17 protein-coding genes and 1 tRNA gene are annotated in these 22594 nt (G+C 58.8%); 7 read left to right on the top strand and 11 right to left on the bottom strand.

Annotation, left to right across the window (positions count from 1 at the left end):
- Positions 1–111 precede the first annotated feature (111 nt).
- Positions 112–187 (bottom strand) — tRNA-Asn (locus C2U40_RS11100).
- Positions 188–322: 135 nt separating this feature from the next.
- Between C2U40_RS11100 and uvrB the strand changes: the two genes are divergently transcribed.
- The 3 genes from uvrB to C2U40_RS11085 all read left to right on the top strand — a co-directional run bounded on the left by uvrB (position 323) and on the right by C2U40_RS11085 (position 3412).
- Positions 323–2335, top strand: coding sequence for an excinuclease ABC subunit UvrB (gene uvrB, locus C2U40_RS11095; protein ID WP_103826801.1), 2013 nt, complete (start codon positions 323–325; stop codon positions 2333–2335).
- Complete coding sequence (locus tag C2U40_RS11090; RefSeq protein WP_103826802.1) at positions 2332–2601, top strand: YkvA family protein; 270 nt, start codon at positions 2332–2334, stop codon at positions 2599–2601. The genes uvrB and C2U40_RS11090 overlap by 4 nt, the downstream gene beginning before the upstream one ends.
- Positions 2602–2758: 157 nt before the next feature.
- Entirely contained in the window at positions 2759–3412 is a 654-nt protein-coding gene (locus C2U40_RS11085; protein WP_103826803.1) for a DedA family protein, read from the top strand.
- An 87-nt stretch (positions 3413–3499) separates the two neighbouring features.
- On the opposite strand, the gene dsbB is transcribed toward C2U40_RS11085, so the two are convergent.
- Entirely contained in the window at positions 3500–4021 is a 522-nt protein-coding gene (gene dsbB, locus C2U40_RS11080; RefSeq protein ID WP_016350563.1) for a disulfide bond formation protein DsbB, read from the bottom strand.
- 85 nt (positions 4022–4106) lie between these two features.
- Positions 4107–5687, bottom strand: coding sequence for a Na(+)/H(+) antiporter NhaB (gene nhaB, locus C2U40_RS11075; protein WP_103826804.1), 1581 nt, complete (start codon positions 5685–5687; stop codon positions 4107–4109).
- A gap of 333 nt (positions 5688–6020) precedes the next feature.
- Between nhaB and fadR the strand changes: the two genes are divergently transcribed.
- A complete protein-coding gene (fadR, locus tag C2U40_RS11070; protein ID WP_016350565.1) occupies positions 6021–6734 on the top strand; it encodes a fatty acid metabolism transcriptional regulator FadR in 714 nt (237 codons plus the stop codon).
- Between the two features lie 64 nt (positions 6735–6798).
- Here fadR and C2U40_RS11065 read toward each other — a convergent pair whose 3' ends face one another.
- The 4 genes from C2U40_RS11065 to C2U40_RS11050 all read right to left on the bottom strand — a co-directional run bounded on the left by C2U40_RS11065 (position 6799) and on the right by C2U40_RS11050 (position 14038).
- Entirely contained in the window at positions 6799–8316 is a 1518-nt protein-coding gene (locus C2U40_RS11065) for a SpoVR family protein (protein ID WP_011706275.1), read from the bottom strand.
- Between the two features lie 10 nt (positions 8317–8326).
- The gene (locus tag C2U40_RS11060; RefSeq protein ID WP_016350566.1) at positions 8327–9598 is read right to left on the bottom strand and encodes a YeaH/YhbH family protein; all 1272 of its coding nucleotides are present in this window, start codon (positions 9596–9598) and stop codon (positions 8327–8329) included.
- A 23-nt stretch (positions 9599–9621) separates the two neighbouring features.
- On the bottom strand, positions 9622–11544 hold the full coding sequence (locus C2U40_RS11055) for a PrkA family serine protein kinase (RefSeq protein ID WP_011706273.1): 1923 nt from the start codon (positions 11542–11544) through the stop codon (positions 9622–9624).
- 565 nt (positions 11545–12109) lie between these two features.
- Complete coding sequence (locus C2U40_RS11050; protein ID WP_103826805.1) at positions 12110–14038, bottom strand: RecQ family ATP-dependent DNA helicase; 1929 nt, start codon at positions 14036–14038, stop codon at positions 12110–12112.
- A 337-nt stretch (positions 14039–14375) separates the two neighbouring features.
- On the opposite strand from C2U40_RS11050, the gene sstT reads away from it, so the two are divergent.
- Positions 14376–15626, top strand: coding sequence for a serine/threonine transporter SstT (gene sstT, locus C2U40_RS11045; protein WP_103826806.1), 1251 nt, complete (start codon positions 14376–14378; stop codon positions 15624–15626).
- A gap of 410 nt (positions 15627–16036) precedes the next feature.
- Here the strand turns inward: sstT and C2U40_RS11040 are convergent, their stop codons facing one another.
- From C2U40_RS11040 to pabB, 3 genes are all read right to left on the bottom strand, one after another.
- Positions 16037–17335, bottom strand: coding sequence for a serine/threonine transporter (locus C2U40_RS11040; RefSeq protein ID WP_011706270.1), 1299 nt, complete (start codon positions 17333–17335; stop codon positions 16037–16039).
- A gap of 215 nt (positions 17336–17550) precedes the next feature.
- On the bottom strand, positions 17551–18117 hold the full coding sequence (locus tag C2U40_RS11035) for a CoA pyrophosphatase (protein WP_060389538.1): 567 nt from the start codon (positions 18115–18117) through the stop codon (positions 17551–17553).
- Positions 18118–18164: 47 nt separating this feature from the next.
- Positions 18165–19451: an aminodeoxychorismate synthase component I gene (gene pabB, locus C2U40_RS11030; protein WP_233768844.1), complete on the bottom strand. Its 1287-nt coding sequence runs from the start codon at positions 19449–19451 to the stop codon at positions 18165–18167.
- A gap of 296 nt (positions 19452–19747) precedes the next feature.
- Between pabB and C2U40_RS11025 the strand changes: the two genes are divergently transcribed.
- Entirely contained in the window at positions 19748–21271 is a 1524-nt protein-coding gene (locus tag C2U40_RS11025) for a fumarate hydratase (RefSeq protein ID WP_039215229.1), read from the top strand.
- Positions 21272–21661: 390 nt separating this feature from the next.
- On the opposite strand, the gene C2U40_RS11020 is transcribed toward C2U40_RS11025, so the two are convergent.
- Positions 21662–22150 carry a cell division inhibitor gene (locus C2U40_RS11020; RefSeq protein ID WP_016350573.1) on the bottom strand — a complete coding sequence of 163 codons (489 nt, stop codon included), beginning with the start codon at positions 22148–22150 and terminating at the stop codon, positions 21662–21664.
- 233 nt (positions 22151–22383) lie between these two features.
- Here C2U40_RS11020 and C2U40_RS11015 point away from each other — a divergent pair, with 233 nt between their 5' ends.
- A complete protein-coding gene (locus tag C2U40_RS11015; RefSeq protein ID WP_005300391.1) occupies positions 22384–22581 on the top strand; it encodes a DUF4250 domain-containing protein in 198 nt (65 codons plus the stop codon).
- Positions 22582–22594: the final 13 nt, after the last annotated feature.

The following is a 22594-nucleotide window of genomic DNA, read 5'->3' as shown; positions in this document are numbered from 1 at the left end:
GGGCGGATGAGGAATCAAAAGGGAGGCGTCACCGCGGGAGGCGGCTTGTGCATTAAAATTGGCAGAGGAAAGCACTAAAGTGGATAACTTGCACCGAGATGGTGAGGAGATTGGCTCCCCCGACTGGACTTGAACCAGTGACATACGGATTAACAGTCCGCCGTTCTACCGACTGAACTACGGGGGAACATCAGGCAAGGAGGAGCATCATACAGAGGTCGTATTTCGAGGTCAATAGCCGCTTCTTCCGGCAGAGTGGATACCCAGCCCACCCCATCTCGGAGTACACTTCTGCTCTTGCGTTTTTTTGCCGGGAGTCGTCATGAGCAAGTTATTCCAGCTGGCCAGCCAGTTTCAACCCGCCGGGGATCAGCCAAGGGCCATCGCCCAGCTGCTCGATGGCATCGAATCCGGCCTTGCCCATCAGACCCTGCTCGGAGTGACCGGCTCGGGCAAGACCTTCACCATGGCCAACGTCATCGCCACCCTCAATCGCCCTACCATGATCCTGGCTCCCAACAAGACCCTGGCGGCCCAGCTCTATGGCGAGATGAAGGAGTTCTTCCCCGACAACTCGGTGGAGTATTTCGTCTCCTACTACGACTACTACCAGCCGGAAGCCTATGTACCGACCACCGACACCTTCATCGAGAAGGATGCCTCCATCAACGATCACATCGAGCAGATGCGGCTGTCGGCCACCAAGGCACTGCTGGAGCGCCGCGACGTGGTGATCGTCGCCTCGGTGTCGGCCATCTACGGTCTGGGGGATCCGCAAGCCTACCTCAGCATGATGCTGCACCTGAAAGTAGGGGACCTGATCAATCAGCGGGATATCCTGCGCCGTCTCGCCGAGCTGCAGTACACCCGCAACGACATGGCCTTCCAGCGCGGCACCTTCCGGGTGCGGGGAGAGGTGATCGACATCTACCCCGCCGAATCGGACAAGCTGGCCCTGCGGGTGGAGCTGTTTGATGAGGAGGTGGAGCGCCTCTCCCTGTTCGATCCGCTGACCGGTGCCATCGAGCAGACGGTGGTGCGCTACACCATCTATCCCAAGACCCACTATGCCACCCCGCGCGAGACCATTTTGGGGGCCATCGAGCACATCAAGGAGGAGCTCAAGAGCCGCCGTGAGCAGCTGTTGTCGCTGGGCAAGCTGGTGGAGGAGCAACGCATCAGCCAGCGTACCCAGTTCGACATCGAGATGATGCAGGAGCTGGGCTACTGCTCTGGCATCGAGAACTACAGCCGTTACCTCTCCGGTCGCGCGCCCGGCGAGCCGCCGCCCACCCTGTTTGACTATCTGCCGGGGGATGGCCTGCTCATCATCGACGAATCCCACGTCACGGTGCCGCAGATCGGCGCCATGTTCAAAGGGGACAGATCCCGCAAGGAGACCCTGGTGGAGTACGGCTTCCGGCTCCCCTCGGCGCTGGACAACCGGCCGCTCAAGTTCGACGAGTTCGAGGCGCTGATGCCGCAGACGGTGTTTGTCTCGGCCACCCCCGGCCCCTACGAGCTGGAGAAGTCCGGCGGCGATGTAGTGCAGCAGGTGGTGCGCCCCACCGGCCTGCTCGACCCCGAGATCGAAGTGCGGCCGGTCACCACCCAGGTGGACGACCTGCTCTCCGAGATCCGCAAGCGGGTGGCGGTGGAGGAGCGGGTGCTGGTCACCACCCTCACCAAGCGGATGGCGGAGGATCTGACCGAATACCTGGCGGATCTCGAGGTGCGGGTGCGTTATCTGCACTCGGACATCGACACCGTCGAGCGGGTGGAGATCATTCGCGATCTGCGCCTCGGCAAGTTCGACGTGCTGGTGGGGATCAACCTGCTGCGGGAGGGGCTCGATATGCCGGAGGTCTCGCTGGTGGCGATCCTGGATGCGGATAAAGAGGGTTTCCTGCGCTCCACCCGCTCCCTCATCCAGACCATCGGCCGGGCGGCGCGCAACCTCAACGGCAAGGTCATTCTCTACGGGGATACCATCACCAACTCCATGCAGGTGGCGATCGAAGAGACCGAGCGGCGCCGCGCTCTGCAGCATGCCCACAACCTCGAACATGGCATCACCCCGACGGGTCTCAACAAGTCGGTGGGCGATGTGATGGACATGGGAGGCAGTCGCAGTGCAGGCAAGAGCGGGCGGGGCAGCCGCAAGGCCGCCGAGCCACAAGGGGAGTACCATGCTCGTTCCGCCAGCGAGATCAGCAAGGAGATCAAGCGGATGGAAGAGCAGATGTTCCAGCATGCACGGGATCTGGAGTTCGAGCAGGCGGCAGCGCTGCGGGACCAGATCCAGCGGCTGCGCAACGAGTTGATCGAGAGTTGAGTGCCTTGCCGGGTGCCCGACGCTGGCTGATCTGGCGGCGTTTGCGCCGCCTCTATCGGGGTTTTCGTCACCCTGATACCCCCTGGTGGGCCAGGGGGCTGGTGATCCTGGTCCTGCTCTACGGCATCAGCCCGCTGGATCTCATCCCCGATGTGGTGCCATTCGTTGGCTGGCTCGACGATGCGACCCTGCTGCTGCTCTTGTTGTGGGGTTGGGAGTTATGCCTGCCAGGTGCCGTGAGGGCGGCGCTCACCGAGCGGGAGTAGGCCGCCTTGGCCGTGCCCGCTGCATCGCCCGTTGATTTGATGAAAAGTGTCATGCCGGTTGTGTTTGGGCGTGATAAGAAAGAGCATGGTGGGGGAGATTGTGGCGCTCAATGCATTGGCGTAGACTCCACGCCGTTCACTTTATGGGTATGAGAAAATGGATCTGATCCTGTTTGCGATTGATTTTATCCTGCACGTCGACGTGCACTTGAAAGAGCTGTTTGAAAACTATGGGATCTGGGTTTACGCCATCCTGTTTCTGATCATCTTCTGCGAGACCGGACTGGTGGTAACCCCCTTCCTGCCGGGCGATTCCCTGCTGTTTGCCGCCGGTGCGCTCACCGTGGGCAGCGTGCTGGATGTGCATACCCTGGCCGCCGTGCTGATCATCGCTGCGGTGCTCGGCAACGTGGTGAACTACACCATAGGTCACTTCTTCGGCGAGCAGCTGTTTCGCAATCCTGACTCCAAAATCTTCCGGCGGGATTACCTGGACAAGACTCACGCCTTCTACGCCAAGCATGGCGGCAAGACCATCATCATCACCCGCTTCCTACCCATCGTGCGCACCTTCGCGCCCTTCGTGGCGGGTATGGGCGCCATGACCTACCCGCGCTTCCTGGCGTTCAATCTGGTGGGTGGTCTGTTGTGGGTCCTTTCATTCGTCTATGCCGGCCACTTCTTTGGCAATCTGCCGGTGGTGCGTCAGAACTTTACCCTGCTCATCTTCGGCATCATCGGCATTTCGCTGCTGCCCATGGTGATCGGCATGGTGAAGGCCAGAATTAACGCCAGCAAGGCGGCGTCCTGAGCACCTTGCCACCTGGCTGATTAAGCAAAATGACATAAAAAAGAAGGGAGCCAGTGGCTCCCTTCTTTTTTTGTACTGCTATCGGGCTTAGCTGCAGCAACGACCCTTGACCAGATTGCCGATGGCCACCACGACGAACACCAGCAGGTAGGCGGCGAAGATGGCCACCAGCCACTGAGGCATGGAGAAGCTCAGGAACTGCCAGGTGACCTCGCTGCAATCACCATCCGGGTAGAACATCCAGGGGATCCACTGATCCAGCGGCGCCCAGCTCGGGAAGTCGACAAAGCCTTCGCAGACGTTGAAGGGGGAGGGATTGACCTGATAATCCACATGCTTGAGCGCCAGTTTCAGGCCCCAGAAGGCACTGGATCCCCACAACAGCAGAGCGCTCCAGCGCACGTACCATTTCTGCGGTGCCACCATGCCGAGCAGCCCTGCGGTGAGGACTCCCAGCGTGGCGATCCGCTCATAGACGCACATGACGCAGGGATGCAGGCCCAGCACATGCTGGAAGAAGAGGGCGCTCAACTCGAGGAACAGGGCAGAGGCTGCAAGCAGACTCCAGGCCAGGCGATGGGCGGCAATACGGCGCAGAAACTCTATCATCTGGTTGATCTCACAGAAAAAACAGTGGCTGAATTAGAGCAGAGCAGGGGCCAAAAGGAAAGGGCCCGCATGGGCCCTCATGGTATCAATGCAGGGCGGGCAGCGCCGCCGGCGCGACGTTGTCGAGCACCAGCCAGCCAGCCTGATAGAACCAGTCGGTAAGCGGCCCGAGCAGTATCTCCACCGAGAAGAAACCCACCAGCCCCAGCACCAGGGTATAGGGCAGTGCCATCCACACCATGCGCCCGTAGGAGAGGCGCAGCAGCGGTGCCAGCGCAGAGGTCAGCATGAACAGGAAGGCGGCCTGGCCGTTGGGGGTAGCCACCGACGGCAGGTTGGTCCCGGTGTTGATGGCCACGGCCAGCAGTTCGAACTGTTCGCGGCTGATGGCGTTGTTGAGCAGCGCCGTCTTCACCTCGTTGATATAGACGGTGCCGACGAAGACGTTGTCACTGACCATGGAGAGCAGGCCGTTGGCCAGGTAGAAGAGCGCGAGCTGGGCGTCCGGCTCGGCGGCCAGCACCCACTGGATCACCGGCTTGAACAGCTGCTGATCGATGATGACGGCGACCACGCTGAAGAAGACGGCCAGCAGGGCGGTAAAGGGCAGCGCCTCCTGGAATGCCTTGCCGAGGGAGTGCTCCTCGGTGATGCCGGTGAGCGAGGTAGCCAGCACGATGACCGACAGGCCGATGAGGCCCACCGCCGCCAGGTGCATGGCCAGCCCCAGGATCAGCCAGAGGGCGATCACTGCTTGCACTATGAGCTTGGCCTTGTCCTGGGCGGTACGTCCGGCCTCTTCATAGCGGTTGTAATCCTCCATGATGCGGCGTACTGCGTCCGGCAGCTTGGCGCCGTAGCCGAACCAGCGGCACTTTTCGACCAGAACACAGGTGAGCAGGCCGCAGATAAACACCGGTACCGTGACCGGAGACATGCGAATGGCAAACTCGCCGAAGTTCCAGCCCGCCTGTTCGCCGATGATCAGGTTCTGCGGTTCTCCTACCAGGGTGCAGACGCCGCCGAGGGCAGTACCGATGGCGGCATGCATCATCAGGCTGCGCAGGAAGGCGCGAAAGTCGTCCAGATGTTGGCGATTGAGTTCATTGACGGCGTCATCATCGGTGTGATCGTGCGGGTTGCCAAACTCCTTGCCGGAGGAAACCTTGTGATAGATGGCGTAGAAACCGGTGGCGACGCTGATCACCACGGCGATCACAGTGAGGGCGTCAAGAAAGGCTGACAGGAAAGCGGAGACCAGACAAAATGCCAAAGAAAGCAGGGTCTTGGAGTGGATCCTGATCAGCAGCTTGGTAAACACATAGAGCAGCAGTTGTTTCATGAAATAGATACCGGCCACCATGAAGACCAGCAGCAGCAGTACCTCGATATTGGCCACCAGCTCATGTTTGACCTGCTCGGCCGAGGTCATGCCGATCAGCACGGCCTCAATGGCCAGCAGGCCGCCAGGTTGCAGCGGATAGCACTTGAGCGCCATGGCCAGAGTGAAGATGAACTCGACGACCAGCAGCCAGCCGGCGATGAAGGGATCGAGGTAAAAGGCGATCGGGTTGATCAGCAGGAATAGAAGAATAGCGGCCTTGTACCACTGGGGCGCATTGCCCAGAAAGTTCCTGGCAAAGGCTTGCCCTAAGCTGATTGGCATAATAGTGGGTCTCTGTGTTGTGGTTGGTATCTGCGTCTATGCAGTCAAGACAGGCTCGACCAGAACATCCGGATGTTGTCCCTTATCAGATTGATTCCTCATGATTTTAATCAAAAAGAGCATTAACTATAAATAACATAGTCGGCCTTGCCCACGAGATTGGCCGTTTTATCGCCAATTGATGGGGTTGGCTGACACCCATCGCAGCAATCAATACATATTTTTAACAAAATGGCCTGCTTATGTGAGCAGAGGACTGACCTTCTGCTTGCCAGCCCTCCCTGCTTTGCTATTATTCGTGAGCCTTTTTACGTACTACAACAGAGTCACTACATGGTCATAAAAGCGCAGAGCCCTGCAGGGTTTGCCGAGGAATATATCATCGAGTCCATCTGGAACAATCGCTTTCCTCCAGGATCTATCTTGCCGGCCGAGCGTGAGCTGTCCGAGCTGATTGGCGTGACTCGAACCACCTTGCGTGAAGTGCTGCAGCGTCTGGCCCGTGATGGCTGGCTCACCATTCAGCATGGCAAACCGACCAAGGTGAACAACTTCTGGGAAACCTCGGGCCTCAACATTCTGGAGACCCTGGCCAGGCTGGATCAGGACAAGGTGCCGGATCTGGTAGCCCAGCTGCTGTCGGCGCGCACCAACATCTGCACCATCTTCATTCGTGGCGCGATCCGCAACAATCCGGAGCAAGCCGCCGAGATCCTGCGTGGTGCCGACGCGGTAGAGAACTCCCCGGAAGCGTATGCAGAGTTTGATTATCGCCTGCACCACCAGCTCTCCTTTGCTTCCGGCAACCCGATTTATGCCCTGATCCTCAACGGCTTCAAGGGGCTGTACAGCCGGGTTGGACGTTACTATTTTTCCGACAAGCAGGCCCGTGAAGCAGCCGATGCCTATTACAAGACCTTGCTGAACCTGGCCGAGACCAAGAATCACGAAGCCGTGTTCATGACGGTACGCCAGTACGGCATCGAGTCAGGCAAGTTGTGGACCCGTCTGCGTCAGGACATGCCGAGTAATCTGTGCGACAACTGATGGTATTCTGATGCAAGAAAAACGCGCCAAATGGCGCGTTTTTTTATGGTGGATGGCTGCTTGCTCAAGCCGGTTTTTTCTCCGGGCAACGCCCGATGATATCCGCAGGCAGTTCACCATTATCCTGTTCCAGCACCACATCGAATCCCCACAACTGGTGCAGATGCTTGAGCACCTCGTGCCGGGAGTCCCCCAGCGGGATCCGGTTGTGCGGCACGTAGCGCAGCGTCAGCGAGCGATCTCCCTTCACCGCCACGTTGAATACCTGGATGTTGGGCTCCAGATTGCTCAGGTTGTATTGGGCCGACAGGGTATTGCGCACCTGGCGGTAGCCCTCGTCATTGTGGATGGCGGAGACCTTGAGATAGTTCTTCAGATCGTCGTCATCAATGGCGAACAGCTTCATGTCGCGCATCACCTTGGGGCTGAGGAACTGGCTGATGAAGCTCTCATCTTTGAAGTTCTGCATGGCGAAATGCAGGGTATCGACCCAGTTGCTGCCGGCGTAATCGGGGAACCAGTATCTGTCCTCCTCGGTCGGGTTCTCGCAGATACGGCGCAGATCGGTAAACATGGCAAAACCGAGGGCGTAGGGGTTGATCCCCGAGTAGTAGCGGCTGTTGTAGGGGGGCTGGTAGACCACGTTGGTGTGGCTGTGCAGTACCTCAATCATGAAGCGATCGCTGATCTTGCCCTCGTCATAGAGGTGATTGAGGATGGTGTAGTGCCAGAAGGTGGCCCACCCTTCGTTCATCACCTGGGTCTGCTTTTGCGGATAGAAGTACTGGCTGATCTTGCGCACGATGCGCACTATCTCGCGCTGCCAGGGTTCCAGCAAAGGGGCATTCTTCTCGATGAAATAGAGAATATTCTCCTGTGGTTCAGCCGGGTAGCGTCTGTCTTCCACCCCGGAGGCCTTGTGCTGCTTGGGCAGGGTTCGCCACAGCTCGTTGACCTGGGTCTGCAGATAGTCTTCCCGTGCCTTCTGGCGCCGCTTCTCTTCGGCCAGTGAGATCTTCTGGGGCCGCTTGTAGCGATCCACCCCGAAGTTCATCAAGGCATGGCAGGAGTCGAGCAGCTTTTCCACCGCATCAATGCCGTGTTTCTCTTCACACTCGGTGATGTAGTTCTTGGCGAACAGCAGATAGTCGATGATGGAGGAGGCATCGGTCCAGGTCTTGAACAGATAGTTGTTCTTGAAGAAGGAGTTGTGGCCGTAGCAGGCGTGGGCCATCACCAGTGCCTGCATCGGCATGGTGTTCTCCTCCATCAGATAGGCGATGCAGGGATCCGAGTTGATGACGATCTCGTAGGCCAGCCCCATCTGGCCACGTTTGTAGTTGCGCTCGGTGTGAATGAAGCGCTTGCCGAATGACCAGTGCTGATAACCGATGGGCATGCCGACACTGGAGTAGGCATCCATCATCTGCTCTGCCGTGATCACCTCGATCTGGTTGGGGTAGGTATCCAGTCGATAGAACTTGGCGACCCGGGCTATCTCCTGATGGTAAATGTCCAGCAGGTCGAAGTTCCAATCCGGGCCATCGTCCAGCGGTGCGACTTTTCTTGCGGTTTCTACCATATGACCTCCCTCACGCCGCTTGCTTCTTGAACAGCTCCCGGAATACCGGATAGATATCCTCTACCTTGCGAATGTGCTCCATCGCGAAGTGGGGGAACTCGCTGGCGACCGATTCATATTCGTGCCACAACGTCTGGTGGGCACGGGTGGTGATCTCGATATAGGAGTAGTACCGCACTCGCGGCATGATGTCCCGCGCCAGGATCTCCCGGCATTGTGGCGAGTCGTCGGCCCAGTTGTCGCCATCCGAAGCTTGCGCCGCATAGATGTTCCACTGATGGGCAGGATAACGCTCGTTGATGATGTCGTTCATCATCTTGAGGGCGCTGGAGACGATGGTGCCGCCGGTTTCCTGGGAGTAGAAGAACTCATGCTCATCCACCTCCTTGGCCTGGGTATGGTGGCGGATATAGACCACTTCGACGTTTTTGTAGGTCCGGCTCAGGAACAGATAGAGCAGGATGTAGAAGCGCTTGGCCATCTCCTTGGTGGCCTGATCCATGGAGCCTGACACGTCCATCAGGCAGAACATCACCGCCTGGCTGGAGGGGACGGGCCGCTTGACGAAGTTGTTGAACTTGAGGTCGAAGGTGTCGATAAACGGCACCGCATCGATCCGTCTTTTCAGCTCCCTGATCTCCTTCTCGAGCTGGGCTATTTCGGCAAAATGTTCGTTGGGATCTGCCGCCAGCAGGGCCAGCCTATCTTCCAGCTCATGCAGCTGGCGTTTCTTGCCGGCCTGCAGCGCCATCCGACGGGCCAGCGAATTTTGCAGTGAACGCACTACGTTGATGTTGGCCGGCACCCCGTTGGAGGTGTAGCCCGCCCGGTAGGTTTTGACCTCCATCAGCTGGTTGAGCTGGGTTTTCTGCAGCCGCGGCAGCTCAAGATCTTCAAACAGCAGGTCGAGGTACTCGTCCTTGGAGATCTGGAAGACGAAGTCATCCGCCCCTTCTCCCTGGTTGGAAGCCTGCCCTTCGCCAGAGCCTTGACCGCCACCTCCTCCCTTGGGGCGGTCAATTTTGTCGCCGGAGACAAACTGGTCATTGCCGGGATGCACCATCTCCCGTTTGCCGCCTTGCCCCTGATGGAAATGGGGCTCGCCGATATCCTTGGTCGGGATGCTGATGCTCTCGCCCGTGTCTACGTCTTGAATGCTGCGCTTGGAGACAGCATCAGAGACCGCTTGTTTGATCTGCTTCTTGTAGCGGCGGATGAAGCGCTGCCGATTGACAGCGCTTTTGTTTTTGCCGTTGAGCCTGCGGTCGATAAAATGCGCCATAACTCCCCCTTGAACAGTCAGGGTCAGGATGACTTGCGTACCCTGAGATACCATTCGGAGAGCAGTCGCACCTGTTTGCGGGTGTAGCCTTTCTCCATCATCCGTTCGACAAAGTTATCGTGCTTCTTCTGCTCCTCGGCTGAGGTTTTGCTGTTGAAGGAGATAACCGGCAGCAGCTCTTCCGTGTTGGAGAACATCTTCTTCTCGATCACGGTGCGCAGCTTCTCGTAACTGGTCCAGTTGGGGTTACGGCCTGCATTGTTGGCCCGGGCACGCAGCACGAAGTTGACGATTTCGTTGCGGAAATCTTTCGGGTTGCTGATCCCGGCGGGTTTCTCAATCTTCTCCAGCTCGCTGTTGAGCGACGCGCGGTCAAACAGCTGGCCGGTCTCGGGGTCACGGTACTCCTGATCCTGGATCCAGAAATCAGCATAGGTGACGTAGCGGTCGAAGATGTTCTGACCGTACTCGGAGTAGGACTCGAGGTAGGCGGTCTGGATCTCTTTGCCGATGAACTCCACATAGCGCGGAGTCAGATAGCCCTTGATGAACTCAAGGTAGCGATCATGCAGCTCTTGCGGGAACTGCTCGCGCTCGATCTGCTGCTCCAGCACATAGAAGAGGTGCACCGGGTTGGCTGCCACTTCCGCGTGGTCGAAGTTGAAGACGCGGGAGAGGATCTTGAACGCGAAGCGGGTCGACAGGCCATTCATCCCTTCATCCACGCCGGCGTAGTCGCGATACTCCTGATAGCTCTTCGCCTTGGGATCCGTGTCTTTGAGGCTCTCACCATCATAGACCCGCATCTTGGAGTAGAGGCTCGAGTTTTCCGGCTCCTTGAGACGTGACAGCACGGAAAACTGGCCCAGCAGTTCAAGGGTGCCCGGGGCGCACTTGGCATCGGTCAGCTCGCTGTTGACCAGCAGCTTCTCGTATATCTTCACCTCTTCCGATACGCGCAGGCAGTAAGGCACCTTGACGATGTAGACCCGGTCGAGGAAAGCCTCGTTGTTCTTGTTGTTGCGGAACTGCTGCCACTCGGATTCGTTGGAGTGGGCCAGCAGGATGCCGTCGAAGGGTAGGGCGGAGAGCCCCTCGGTCCCGTTGTAGTTGCCCTCCTGAGTGGCGGTCAGCAGCGGGTGCAGCACCTTGATGGGTGCCTTGAACATCTCGACGAACTCCATGATCCCCTGGTTGGCCTTGCACAGCGCGCCCGAGTAGGAGTAAGCATCGGCATCATCCTGGGCAAAGTGCTCCAGCATGCGGATATCCACCTTGCCGACCAGCGAGGAAATGTCCTGGTTGTTGTCATCACCCGGTTCGGTCTTAGCGATGGCGATCTGGTCGAGAATAGAGGGATTGACCTTCTCCACCTTGAACTTGGTGATGTCGCCACCAAACTCATGCAGCCGTTTGGCGACCCAGGGGGACATGATGGGGCGCAGATAACGGCGCGGAATGCCGTACTCCTTCTCCAGAATCTCGCCATCTTCTTCGATGTCGAACAGGCAGAAGGGGTGGTCGTTGACCGGTGAACCCTTGATACGATAGACAGGCACTTTTTGCATCAGGGATTTGAGTTTCTCTGCCAGCGAGGATTTACCACCGCCAACCGGCCCCAGCAGATAGAGGATCTGCTTCTTCTCTTCCAGGCCCTGAGCCGAGTGCTTGAGATAGGAGACAATCTGTTCGATGGCCTCTTCCATGCCGTAGAAATCTTTGAAGGCGGGATAGCGTGCCACGACGCGGTTGGAGAAAAGGCGACTGAGTCTGGGGTTGACCGAGGTGTCGATCATTTCCGGTTCGCCGATGGCGACCAGCAAACGCTCGGCGGCGGAGGCGTAGCAGGATTTGTCCTGCTTACACATATCCAGAAATTCCTGGATGGTGTATTCCTCTTCCCTGGCTTTCTCATATCGCTGTTGATAATGCTCGAAGATGCCCATAACTTTGCCCTCGTTATAGTCGCTTACCCTGAAAAGAGTGGATCACTACTTTTGTTCTGTTTACCTCATTAAGCCTAGTCAACAGCCCCCAGTAATCCATCACCAACTATTGGTTTAAATTTGCAAGGGTACTTCCCGACCCAATGCGGGAAGGCGCAATCAGTGACACACCTATGTTACTGACTGTTAAATTATTTTTGCCACGATAGTGAGGTAAATGTCAAAGACATAAAAAATAAATGTTTGTCGGAAAATGGAAATGACATCGCGTTTATTTGGGAGACTGGCTGCAGCACAGACGGGGCAAGGGGCAGGGCGTAGACGAGACGAACTAACATTACGTTTACGTGAGCGGAAAGTGTTTTGTTTGGTGTTTTAGCTCTAATTTTTACATTGACGCTACATTGCGACTGCTCTAGATTGGCCCTGTGTCAGGCAGTCAGCGCTTTAGCAAGAGAGTGGCTGGTTGCTGATACAAAGCTCTGTTTAAGCACGTTTCCGTTGGCTTGACCCTCGCAGATGCGAGGGTCTTATTTTTTTGGGCTCTACCCGATGTTTAGGCCGCTTATTCCTGTTGGCGAGCGGCATAAATGTTGGATACGGCCGTCTGCACATCGGCAAAGGGGTGGGATGCCAGCTGGCCGAATCCAGCCAGGCTTCTGGCCTTGAGCCGGGTGGTGAGTGGGGTGGTGATGCCGCACAGGAAACGCGTCAGGATGCGGGGATCCCGACTGTGACACAGGGCCACCAGTGGATCGCACCAGGCTCTGAGCCCCTGTTCATTGGGGAGTGTCCGGCTGGGTAAGGAGGGAAGCTGTGCCACCTCTCCCCGACAGACTGAGCAGTGCCCGCAATGGGTGGGCGCGGCCTGATCGGCAAAGTAGCGGGCCAGCTCATGGCTCAGGCAACTGCTGGAGGTAAAGAACCCCAGCAATGCTTGCAGACGCGCCAGCTCGCTTTGCTCTTTCTTTTCAAACAGTGAGTGCAGCTGATCGGCCAGCGGTGCTATGTCCAGATCTTGCTGTAGCACCCGATAGACCTCGGTCATCTGCTTGCTCTCCAGCTCGATCCAGCCTTGCTGCTGTAGATAATCCAGCGCGGCAGCGGCCCGCGACCGCTCCCCCTGATAACCCTGCCAGAGCGCCTCGAAGTCCATGGTGCACCAGCTGCGCGCTTGCGGGGCACTGGCGAACACTTGCTCCAGAAACTGGCGTCGCGCCGGATTGAAACGGGCCAGGATGTCGGCCTTGTCCAGCACGAACTTGAAGCGATACTCGGCAAAATAGCTGTAGGCCGGCGCTATGATGCCCGCCATCTCCAGGTAGACCAGCAGGGTCTTGAGCGGCAACTGGCGGATATTGGTGGCGTTGGAGAGGCGCAGCAAGCCAAATTCCCACTCGCTGCCGCTTTGCTGCAGGATCTCGAGCAAGGTGACGATGGCCGCTCTGTCCGGGGTGTCGCCATAGACGAAGTTTTCCAGCACCGGCAACTGGCTGCGATTGGCCAGTACCATGCAGCGGGAAGGCAGACCATCCCGGCCGGCGCGGCCTATCTCCTGACTGTAGTTTTCGATGGATTTGGGCAGATCGTAATGGATCACCCGGCGAATGTCGGCCTTGTCGATCCCCATGCCGAAGGCGATGGTCGCCACGATGCAGTCCAGCTTGCCGGCCATGAAGTCGTGCTGGATCTGGCTGCGCAGGGTGGCATCGAGCCCGGCGTGATAGGCGCGCGCCCTGATCCCGGCTTGCTGCAAGCGGGTGGCGTACTGCTCTGCAGTGTGTTGCAGGGTGACATAGATGATGGTCGGCGCGGTGGGGTCACGAACCAGTTCGGCATGCAGCCAGCTATCGCGAGCCTCGTCAGGCAGCGGTACCACGGCCAAGTCCAGGTTGGCGCGATAAAAACCGGTGACGATGAGCCCCTCATCCTCGATCTCGAATTTGGCCTGCATGTCGGCCATGACCGCCGGGGTGGCGGTGGCCGTCAGCAGCAACACCTGCGGGATCTGCAATTCACGGCGGTAATCCGGCAGCTTGAGGTAGTCGGGGCGAAAGTTGTGGCCCCACTCCGAAATGCAGTGGGCCTCGTCCACCACCAGCATCGACAGCGGCACCTGCCGGATGAAGCGGCGAAAGCGTTCGTTCTTGAGCCGCTCCACCGAGATCATCAGGATCTTGAGCTGGCCATCGCCGGCCTGCTGCATCACCCGGCGGCTCTCTTCCGGGGTCAGGCTCGAGTCGAGGGTGGCGGCGGCGATCCCTTTGCTGCGAAGGAAGGCGAGCTGATCGTGCATCAGCGCGATCAGCGGCGAAATCACCAGGGTTAGATGGGGCAGGGCAAGCGCCGGCAGCTGATAACAGAGGGACTTGCCGGAGCCGGTGGGGAAGATGGCGGCGGCACTCTGACCGGCCAGTAATCGGCTGATCACCGCCTCCTGTCCCGGTCTTAACCGATCGAAGCCGAAGTGACGGGTCAACAGGGATGAGATCATGGCAGGGCTCCAGCGCAAAAACCGTCATGATACCACCGCCGGGGAGTGTCTGGATGGCCAAGCGAGGGAAAACGGCATCCATTTGAATGCTGTTGATATTGTGTTATCGCATTGTTGTGGTTTTTTTGTGAGGTCAACCGGATATTTTTCAGTGATTATATGGAAAAAAGCGGTTGCAGATGGGATATTCCTTGTCCGCAATCCCGTGTGTTACCGGACAGGCTCAACAGAAGGCTTGCCGGGACAGATGACGCCAGCCGTGACATGGGTGTCGCCTGGCGTAGCGGTTGCCAACAGGACTAATGATTCACGCACTTCGGTGCTCAGGGACTATTTGATGACACAACAACACCCCCTCGTAAGACTGGTCAACAGTACCAGCCTGGTTAGCCAGATCCTGGTCGGTCTGGTCTTCGGTATTCTCCTTGCCATGTTCATGCCGGAATGGGCCAAAACGGCAGGTCTGCTCGGCAGCCTGTTCGTCGGCGCCCTGAAGGCGGTGGCCCCGCTGCTGGTCTTTGTACTGGTCATGGCAGCGATCATCGGCCACAAGCAGGGCCAGAAGACCAACATGAAACCGATCCTGCTGCTCTATCTGCTGGGCACCTTCCTGGCTGCTGCGGTCGCCGTCGTGGCCAGCTTCCTGTTCCCCTCCAACCTGCATCTGGTGGCCAACAGTGCCGAGATCACCCCGCCGGGCGGGATCACCGAGGTGCTGCAGACCCTGCTGTTCAACGTGGTGACCAACCCGGTCAAGGCGCTGCTGGATGCCAACTACATCGGCATTCTGGCCTGGGCCATCGGCCTTGGTATCGCCATGCGCCACGCCAGCGAGGGGACCAAGGCGGTGATCACCGACCTGTCCCACGGTGTCTCCACCATCGTGAAAGCGGTGATCCGCTGCGCGCCGCTCGGTATTCTGGGCCTGGTTGCCTCCACCCTGGCGGAAACCGGTTTTGACGCCCTGTTCGGCTATGCCCAGCTGCTGATGGTGCTGATCGGCTGCATGCTGTTCATCGCCTTCGTGGTCAACCCGCTGATCGTGTTCTGGAAGATCAAGCGCAACCCCTATCCGCTGGTGCTGACCTGCCTGAAAGAGAGCGGCGTGACCGCCTTCTTTACCCGCAGCTCTGCCGCCAACATCCCGGTCAACATGGCACTGGCCGAGAAACTGCGCTTGCCGGAAGATACCTATGCGGTCTCCATCCCGCTGGGTGCCACCATCAACATGGCCGGTGCCGCCATCACCATCACCGTGCTCTCCATGGCGGCGGTACACACCCTGGGGATGGAAGTGGATCTGGCGACCGCCATTCTGCTCTCCGTGGTTGCAACCATCAGCGCCTGCGGCGCGTCCGGCGTGGCCGGCGGCTCCCTGCTGCTGATCCCGCTGGCGTGCAGCCTGTTTGGTATCAGCAACGACATCGCCATGCAGGTGGTAGCCGTGGGCTTCATCATCGGGGTACTGCAGGATTCTGCAGAGACTGCCCTGAACAGCTCCACCGACGTGCTGTTCACCGCCGCGGCCTGCATGGCCGAAGATGAAACCCTGCTGGATGCCTCGTCGGTGCCCAACAGCGAAGCCTGATAGTACAGCCTTCACCGCACAGAAAACGCCCTCATTCGAGGGCGTTTTTTATTGTCTGGCGGCTGGTCCGATCCGAATCTTCGTGAGATGAGAGGAGCAGGCTGAGTGAATACCGCAGGCGCATCAAGAGCCTGGATGAACGCATGGTCAGGCAGGCGGTGTGGCAGCGGCTTGTATAAGGCTGTATGGGCTATGGGCCAGCCATTGTCGGTTGCCGTTGAAGGGAGGATGACGAAAGAAAAGGGGGGGAATTGTCGGGATGGGGAGCAGGGCCGGTGTTTTGCGAGTGGCGGGTTGGCCAAGATGCCTGTGCATGCTCGCCTGCTGGAGAGTCATCATCCGCTGCTGTTGGCATCATAAAAAATGCCAGCCGGTTACCCGGCTGGCATTGTTGCTAGTATGGCCGAATGTCAGCCGAGCAGTTGGTAGAGGATGGCGGAGATGGCCGTCATCCCCATCACAGCCACGAAGACGTTGCTGATATGGCCCTGATACTTCGCCATGGCCGGCACGCGCTTGATGGCGTACATCGGCATGATGAACAGGATGGTGGCGATGATGGGGCCGCCCATCGACTCGATCATGCCGAGGATGGAGGGGTTGATCACCGCGGTGCCCCACAGGGTCAGGATGAAGAAGGCGATGATGAACATCTCGACCTTCTTGTGGTTCGGCTCCTTGCCGGACTTGCGTAGGTTCTGGACGATCATCCCCTTCAGGCCTTCACGGGCACCCAGATAATGGCCGAAGAAGGAGGAGACGATGGCCACGAATGCCACCAGCGGGCCGAAGTAGGAGATGATGGGGCTCGCGTGCTGGTTGGCCAGGTAGGAGAGTACGGCGATGTTCTGGGACTTGGCTTCTGCCAGCTGCGCCGGGGTCAGGCTCATCACGCAGGAGAAGACGAAGAACATCACGAAACCGAGCAGGATGGTGGCGGTACGCTTGAGGATGGCGTCAGATTTCTCGACCGCGTGTTCGCCGTGATCGCGACGCTGGGCCAGCGAGAAGCTGGAGATCGCCGGGCTGTGGTTGAAGGAGAACACCAGCACCGGAATGGTCAGCCACAGAGTGATGGCAAAGTCCTTGCCGGACGGCATCTGGGAGAGGGCTGCACCGGTCCAGTCCGGGATGAGATAGAAGGAGATCCCCACCAGGATGGCGATGAGTGGGTAGACCAGGAACTCGGTCACCTTCAGCATCAGTTTTTCACCGGCCAGCATCACCGACATCATGCCCATGATCAGCACGATGGAGAGGATCCAGCGTGGGGGGGCCGTCATTTGCAACTGGTTGACCATGAAGCTCTCAACCGTGTTGGTGATGCCCACCCCGTAGATCAGCACGATGGGGTAGATGGCGAAGAAGTAGAGCAGGGTGATCAACTTGCCGGCACCCACGCCGAAGTGCTCTTCCACCACTTCCGTGATGTCGGCATCGGGTCTGCTGGAGGAGAGTACGAAGCGGGCGAGGCCGCGGTGGGCCAGGTAGGTCATGGGGCCGACCAGCAGCGCCATCACCACCAGTGGCCAGAAGCCACCCATGCCGGCGTTGATGGGCAAAAACAGAATGCCGGCGCCGACGGCGGTGCCGAACAGGCTGATCACCCAGCTGGTGTCTTGCTTGGTCCAACCACGCGATTGGATGGAGCGGGTTCCTTGCTCCTGTGAGGTCGCAACGTCCTGTGCGCCGGTGACAGTATTAGACATGTGTCTCACCCCGAATTGTGGTTTTTATTGAATCGGCGCAAGGATACGGTTTTTTTAATCAAAAATGTTGATCAAATTCACCTTTATGGGGCTCAAACCCGCATTCTTTTGTGGAAATGTGATCGAAAGAAGAATTAATCAATTATTTTTTATAAAAACCTACGTTAGTTTAATGTTAATGCGCGAATGTTGCAAAACGTTTTGTAGGCAAAATGTTATATGGCAAGTTGCCGAGAGAGTTGGCGGATCATGCTGGCGGTGGCGCCCCAGATGAAGTGATGCTGCCAGGGGATCCAGTAGATGGTGTGCAGGTGATCGGCTCTGGGGATGGTGAGCGCGATGTGGTGGCGTGGATCCAGCAGGTGGTTGAGCGGCACCTCAAAAGCCTGGTCGACCTCGTCCCGGCTCAGGGTGAGCTGATAGTCGGCCGTGACCAGCCCCAGCACCGGCAGCACGTCGTATTGGGAGACGGTGTTGAGGGGCGTGAGGGTACCCAGCACCTTTATTTGGGCAGGGACTATGCCGAGCTCTTCTTGGGTTTCCCGCAGCGCCGTGTGGATCAAGTCCCGGTCGTCTGGATCCTGCCTGCCGCCGGGGAAGCTTATCTGCCCTGCGTGGTGGCGCAGGTGCGGGCTGCGCCGGGTCAGCAGCAGTTGCAGGCCGTCGGCCCGCTCGACCAACGGCAGCAGCACGGCGGCGGGCTTGAGCCCGGCCACCGTCAGCCGGTGGGCGGGGGCGGGGCGTTGCAATAAAAAGCGGGTCAGCAGTTCGGCACGTTCCATCTCGATTCTTTTTCGCTCCAGTTGCTGTGATCCATTTTGTCAGGTTTTCAACGCAGTGTGTCCAGCAGCGGCAGAATGCGGGCCACCTTGTCATAAGTTTCCTGATATTCGTCGTCCACGTCGGAGTCGGCAATGACGCCGCCACCGGCCCAGCAGTGGAGCTGTCCCTGTGCGGCGATCAGGGTGCGGATGCAGATGCTGGTATCCATCCGGCCATGCTGGCTCAGATAACCGATGCTGCCGCAGTAGGCGTTGCGCCGCTGGGGCTCCAGCTCTTCGATGATCTCCATGGCCCGGATCTTGGGGGCGCCGGTGATGGAGCCGCCGGGGAAACAGGCGCGCAGCAGGTCCACCGCCTGCCACTGGGCGTCCAGCTCGCCGTGGATGGTGGATACCAGGTGATGCACCGCCGGAAAAGACTCTACCGCAAACAGGCTGGGCACGCTGACCGAGCCGGGCCGACTCACCCGGCCGATGTCGTTACGCAGCAGATCCACGATCATCAGATTTTCCGATCTGTCTTTGTCGGCGCTAGCCAGCTCCAGGGCGCTGGCCTGATCCAGCGCAGGGTCGGCCAGTCGCGGGCGGGTGCCCTTGATGGGCTTGGTCTCGATATGGCGCTGGTCGAGCAACAGGAAGCGCTCGGGGGAGAGGCTCAATATGGCGCCCTGCGGCAAGCGCAGGAAGGCCGAGAAGGGGGCGCGATTAGCTTGTGACAGCGCCTGATAGGCCTGCCACTCGTCGCCCCGATAGGGCGCGCTGAAGCGCTGGGTCAGGTTGATCTGATAGCAGTCCCCGGCGGCCAGATAGGCCTGGACCTTGGCAAACTTGTCACCGTATTGCGCGCGGCTCATGTTGCTCTGCCATTTTCCCTGCAAGGCAAAGGGCTCAGTGGCGGTTGCCTGCTGCGCCTTGAGCCACTGCAGGCGGCGGGCAAGGCCGGCCTCATCGCCCCAGTGCACCAGCTGCCATTGACCCGTTGCCAGGTCCCGCAGCAGGGCCCAGTCATAGATGCCGACTGCCATGTCCGGGATGGTCACGTCACGGGCGGCCAGGCTCGGCAGACGCTCGAAACGGCGGCCCAGATCATAGCCAAACAGGCCGAGAGCTCCGCCGATGAAGGGCAGGGGGGTCGCTTGACTGATGACCTCTCCCAGCAGGGCGTGTTGGCGTTGGGCCAGCAGCGTCAACGGATCATCTTCACGGGATTCGTGCTGATCTCCCTGCGCGATACGGGTCAGCGCTCCTTCGGTCTGCAAAGTGGCCAGCGGATCGGCGGTGATGATGTCAAAGCCGTTGTCCGCTCCCAGCGGGCCGGCGGATTCCAGCAACATGGCCCAGGGCAGATGATGAAGGCGTGCGAACAGGGCATGGAGCGCCGTCTGGTGATCAAAATGGTGGATATGCAGCGTTGGTTTCATTTTTTGTTACACAGGCAACAGTTTACAGCCTGCTCCCTAGCCGGTACGGGGGTGGCAAGCGTATCATAGCCGCCGGAATTTTTAGAAAAAACACGCCGTTGTCTTATCGGGCCGACAGGCAAGCCGCCTGGCACCACCCCACCGAAGCACGGCTCATATGGAAGCCCTTGCTCTGCATCGCGCCGGAGACAAGGACCAGTGAGGATGATATGAGCATCATTAAAAAACAGGATTTTATCGATTCCATCGCCGACGCCCTGCAGTACATCTCCTACTACCACCCCCTCGATTTCGTGCAGGCCGCCAAGGCTGCCTATGACCGCGAGATCAACCCGGCCGCCAAGGACGCCCTGGCCCAGATCCTGATCAACTCCCGCATGTCTGCCGAAGGGCATCGCCCCCTGTGTCAGGATACCGGCATCGTCACCTGCTTCGTCAAGATCGGCATGCAGGTGCAGTGGGACAGCGACATGACGGTGCAGGAGATGGTGGACGAGGGCACCCGCCGTGCCTACACCAATCCGGACAACCCGCTGCGCGCCTCCGTGCTGGCCGACCCCGCCGGCAGTCGCAAGAACACCAAGGACAATGCCCCGGCCGTGGTGCACATCGACATGATCCCGGGTGACAAGGTGGAAGTGAGCATCGCGGCCAAGGGCGGCGGCTCCGAGAACAAGTCCAAGATGGTGATGCTCAACCCCTCCGACGACGTGGTGGAGTGGGTACTCAAAACCGTGCCGACCATGGGCGCCGGCTGGTGTCCACCGGGCATGCTGGGGATCGGCATCGGCGGTACCGCCGAGAAGGCAGCCGTACTGGCCAAAGAAGCCCTGATGGAGCACATCGACATTCAGGAGCTGATCGCCCGTAGCCCGCAAACCACCGAAGAGAAGCTGCGGGTCGAGCTCTACGACAAGGTCAACAAGCTGGGGATCGGCGCCCAGGGCCTCGGCGGTCTTACTACCGTGCTGGATGTGAAGGTAAAATCTGCGCCGACCCACGCCGCCTCTAAGCCGGTGGTGATGATCCCCAACTGCGCGGCGACCCGTCACGTGCACTTCGAACTGGATGGTTCCGGCCCGGCCGAGCTGACTCCGCCGAAGCTGGAAGATTGGCCGGAGATCACCCGCTCGGCTGGCGGCAACGTACGCCGTGTCAATGTCGACGGTATCACCAAGGCAGAGCTTGCCAGCTGGAAGAGCGGGGATACCGTGCTGCTCTCCGGCAAGATCCTGACCGGTCGCGATGCCGCTCACAAACGCATTGCCGACATGCTGAAAAAAGGCGAGGGGCTGCCGGAAGGGGTCGATTTCACCAACCGCTTCATCTATTACGTCGGCCCGGTCGATGCCGTGCGTGACGAAGTGGTCGGCCCGGCCGGCCCGACTACCTCCACCCGGATGGACAAGTTCACCGACATGATGCTGGGGGAAACCGGCCTCATCGGCATGATCGGCAAATCCGAGCGAGGCCCCAAGACGGTCGAGAGCATCAAGCAGCACCAGGCTGTCTATCTGATGGCCGTCGGCGGCGCCGCCTATCTGGTGGCCAAGGCTATCAAGAAGGCGCGGGTAGTGGCCTTTGCCGATCTGGGTATGGAAGCCATCTATGAGTTCGAGGTGGAAGACATGCCGGTGACCGTGGCGGTCGACTCCCAGGGCAACAATATCCATGAGACAGGCCCGGCTTACTGGTCTGCCAAGATTGCCGAGCTCGATGGCAAGCTGGCGTGAGTGAAAGCTGTTTGATGGCTGTTCACGCGTGCTCTTGAGACTTGTCTCGAGGCTCAGCGTGAGCGGACACGGCGCGTGACTGTTATCGATACCACCGTTATACCGCTGCAGCCATAACAGACAGAACGAAGGCGACCCCAGGGTCGCCTTCTCTTTTGGCCAGCGTGCAGTCGCATGAGTCAATTGCCAATGTGCTCACTGTGAGGGGCTCTGCGCCTTGCTTTCATGCCGGCTTCCACTTCCGTCTGTCGGCAGGCACTTGCCGCTGTTGCCTGACGGTTGTAGGGCTCTTGTCACTCAGTGATTGCTGGGCTGTTCAGCGCCCAACGAAAAGCCCGTTCAACTCAGCAGCCAATCCTACAAGGCGTCTCCTCGCACTCTTGGTACCTGTCAGTGGTTGAGATAGACATCCTGCCCGCCATAGACCAGTGAACCACTGTGGACAGGAGAGGATGCGGCCGGCTCGAAGAAACGGGTCAGTACCCCGCAGCGTTGTCCCAGCTTGCTCAACTTGGCGCGATCCAGCATGACCTGTTCCGGCAGCCAGGTCAGCACGGCGGCGCAGCGGCCGTTGCCCAGACTCTGTTCCAGCGTACGTTGCCAGTTTTTGATCTTGGGGCTGTGCACCACCAACACCCTAGCGGGATTGATCCCCTGTGCCTGCAACTGCTTGGCTACCGGCAGACCGGGTGGTGCGATCAGCAGGATCCAGCCCGTATCGCCATGGCTCAGTCTCACCAGCTCATCAAGCAGCGGGGCTTCATGGGCAATCGTTGCACTATAACGCTCATCATCCATGTTGCCTTGATGCCGGGTGGGCCAGGGATTGCTCATACCGGCTGAGGTGGTGATGGGGTGCTGACTCATGGGCTGGCTCATATGTTTGTCCTGTATGAATAACCATGCTGTATGCGCATACAGTAGTTGCTGTTGGTGCCAGTGACAAGCCATTTGTGCTCTAAAATGTGATCGAATTGGCAGTGGGTGAGTATATAGCATTGATTATAAAGGTTATTTATTTGGTGTTGGCGGTGAGTGTTTTTTAGCCTATGGACAAAGCAGGAGGGGACGCCCATGGTTATACAGTATGTCTTGCACAGAGGAGAGATGAGATGGACGTCAGCACCTTGCAACGACTGGATGCCAATATCCTGCTCGGGATCATCAATGAGAAGCTGCGGCTGGAGTGTGACGGGCTGGAAGAGTTGTTGGCCTACTACGACATGACGGAAGATCAGCTGGCTACCCGCTTATTGCAGATAGGCTATCACTATGACCCCATGAGCAACCAGTTCAAGGCCCATGGTTGACCCGCAGAAATCA

Origin of the sequence: Aeromonas sp. ASNIH4, from assembly GCF_002934425.1 — a bacterium.
GTDB lineage: Bacteria > Pseudomonadota > Gammaproteobacteria > Enterobacterales > Aeromonadaceae > Aeromonas > Aeromonas hydrophila.
The sequence above is the reverse complement of the archived record's forward strand: the minus strand, read 5'-3'. Positions and strand labels throughout refer to the sequence as shown.

Coding starts and splice junctions, on each gene's coding strand:
- uvrB (WP_103826801.1), top strand. CDS start 323: ATGAGCAAGTTATTCCAGCTGGCCAGCCAGTTTCAACCCGCCGGGGAT.
- C2U40_RS11085 (WP_103826803.1), top strand. CDS start 2,759: ATGGATCTGATCCTGTTTGCGATTGATTTTATCCTGCACGTCGACGTG.
- dsbB (WP_016350563.1), bottom strand. CDS start 4,021: ATGATAGAGTTTCTGCGCCGTATTGCCGCCCATCGCCTGGCCTGGAGT.
- nhaB (WP_103826804.1), bottom strand. CDS start 5,687: ATGCCAATCAGCTTAGGGCAAGCCTTTGCCAGGAACTTTCTGGGCAAT.
- fadR (WP_016350565.1), top strand. CDS start 6,021: ATGGTCATAAAAGCGCAGAGCCCTGCAGGGTTTGCCGAGGAATATATC.
- C2U40_RS11065 (WP_011706275.1), bottom strand. CDS start 8,316: ATGGTAGAAACCGCAAGAAAAGTCGCACCGCTGGACGATGGCCCGGAT.
- C2U40_RS11060 (WP_016350566.1), bottom strand. CDS start 9,598: ATGGCGCATTTTATCGACCGCAGGCTCAACGGCAAAAACAAAAGCGCT.
- C2U40_RS11055 (WP_011706273.1), bottom strand. CDS start 11,544: ATGGGCATCTTCGAGCATTATCAACAGCGATATGAGAAAGCCAGGGAA.
- C2U40_RS11050 (WP_103826805.1), bottom strand. CDS start 14,038: ATGATCTCATCCCTGTTGACCCGTCACTTCGGCTTCGATCGGTTAAGA.
- sstT (WP_103826806.1), top strand. CDS start 14,376: ATGACACAACAACACCCCCTCGTAAGACTGGTCAACAGTACCAGCCTG.
- C2U40_RS11040 (WP_011706270.1), bottom strand. CDS start 17,335: ATGTCTAATACTGTCACCGGCGCACAGGACGTTGCGACCTCACAGGAG.
- C2U40_RS11035 (WP_060389538.1), bottom strand. CDS start 18,117: ATGGAACGTGCCGAACTGCTGACCCGCTTTTTATTGCAACGCCCCGCC.
- pabB (WP_233768844.1), bottom strand. CDS start 19,451: ATGTTGCTGGAATCCGCCGGCCCGCTGGGAGCGGACAACGGCTTTGAC.
- C2U40_RS11025 (WP_039215229.1), top strand. CDS start 19,748: ATGAGCATCATTAAAAAACAGGATTTTATCGATTCCATCGCCGACGCC.
- C2U40_RS11020 (WP_016350573.1), bottom strand. CDS start 22,150: ATGAGCCAGCCCATGAGTCAGCACCCCATCACCACCTCAGCCGGTATG.
- C2U40_RS11015 (WP_005300391.1), top strand. CDS start 22,384: ATGGACGTCAGCACCTTGCAACGACTGGATGCCAATATCCTGCTCGGG.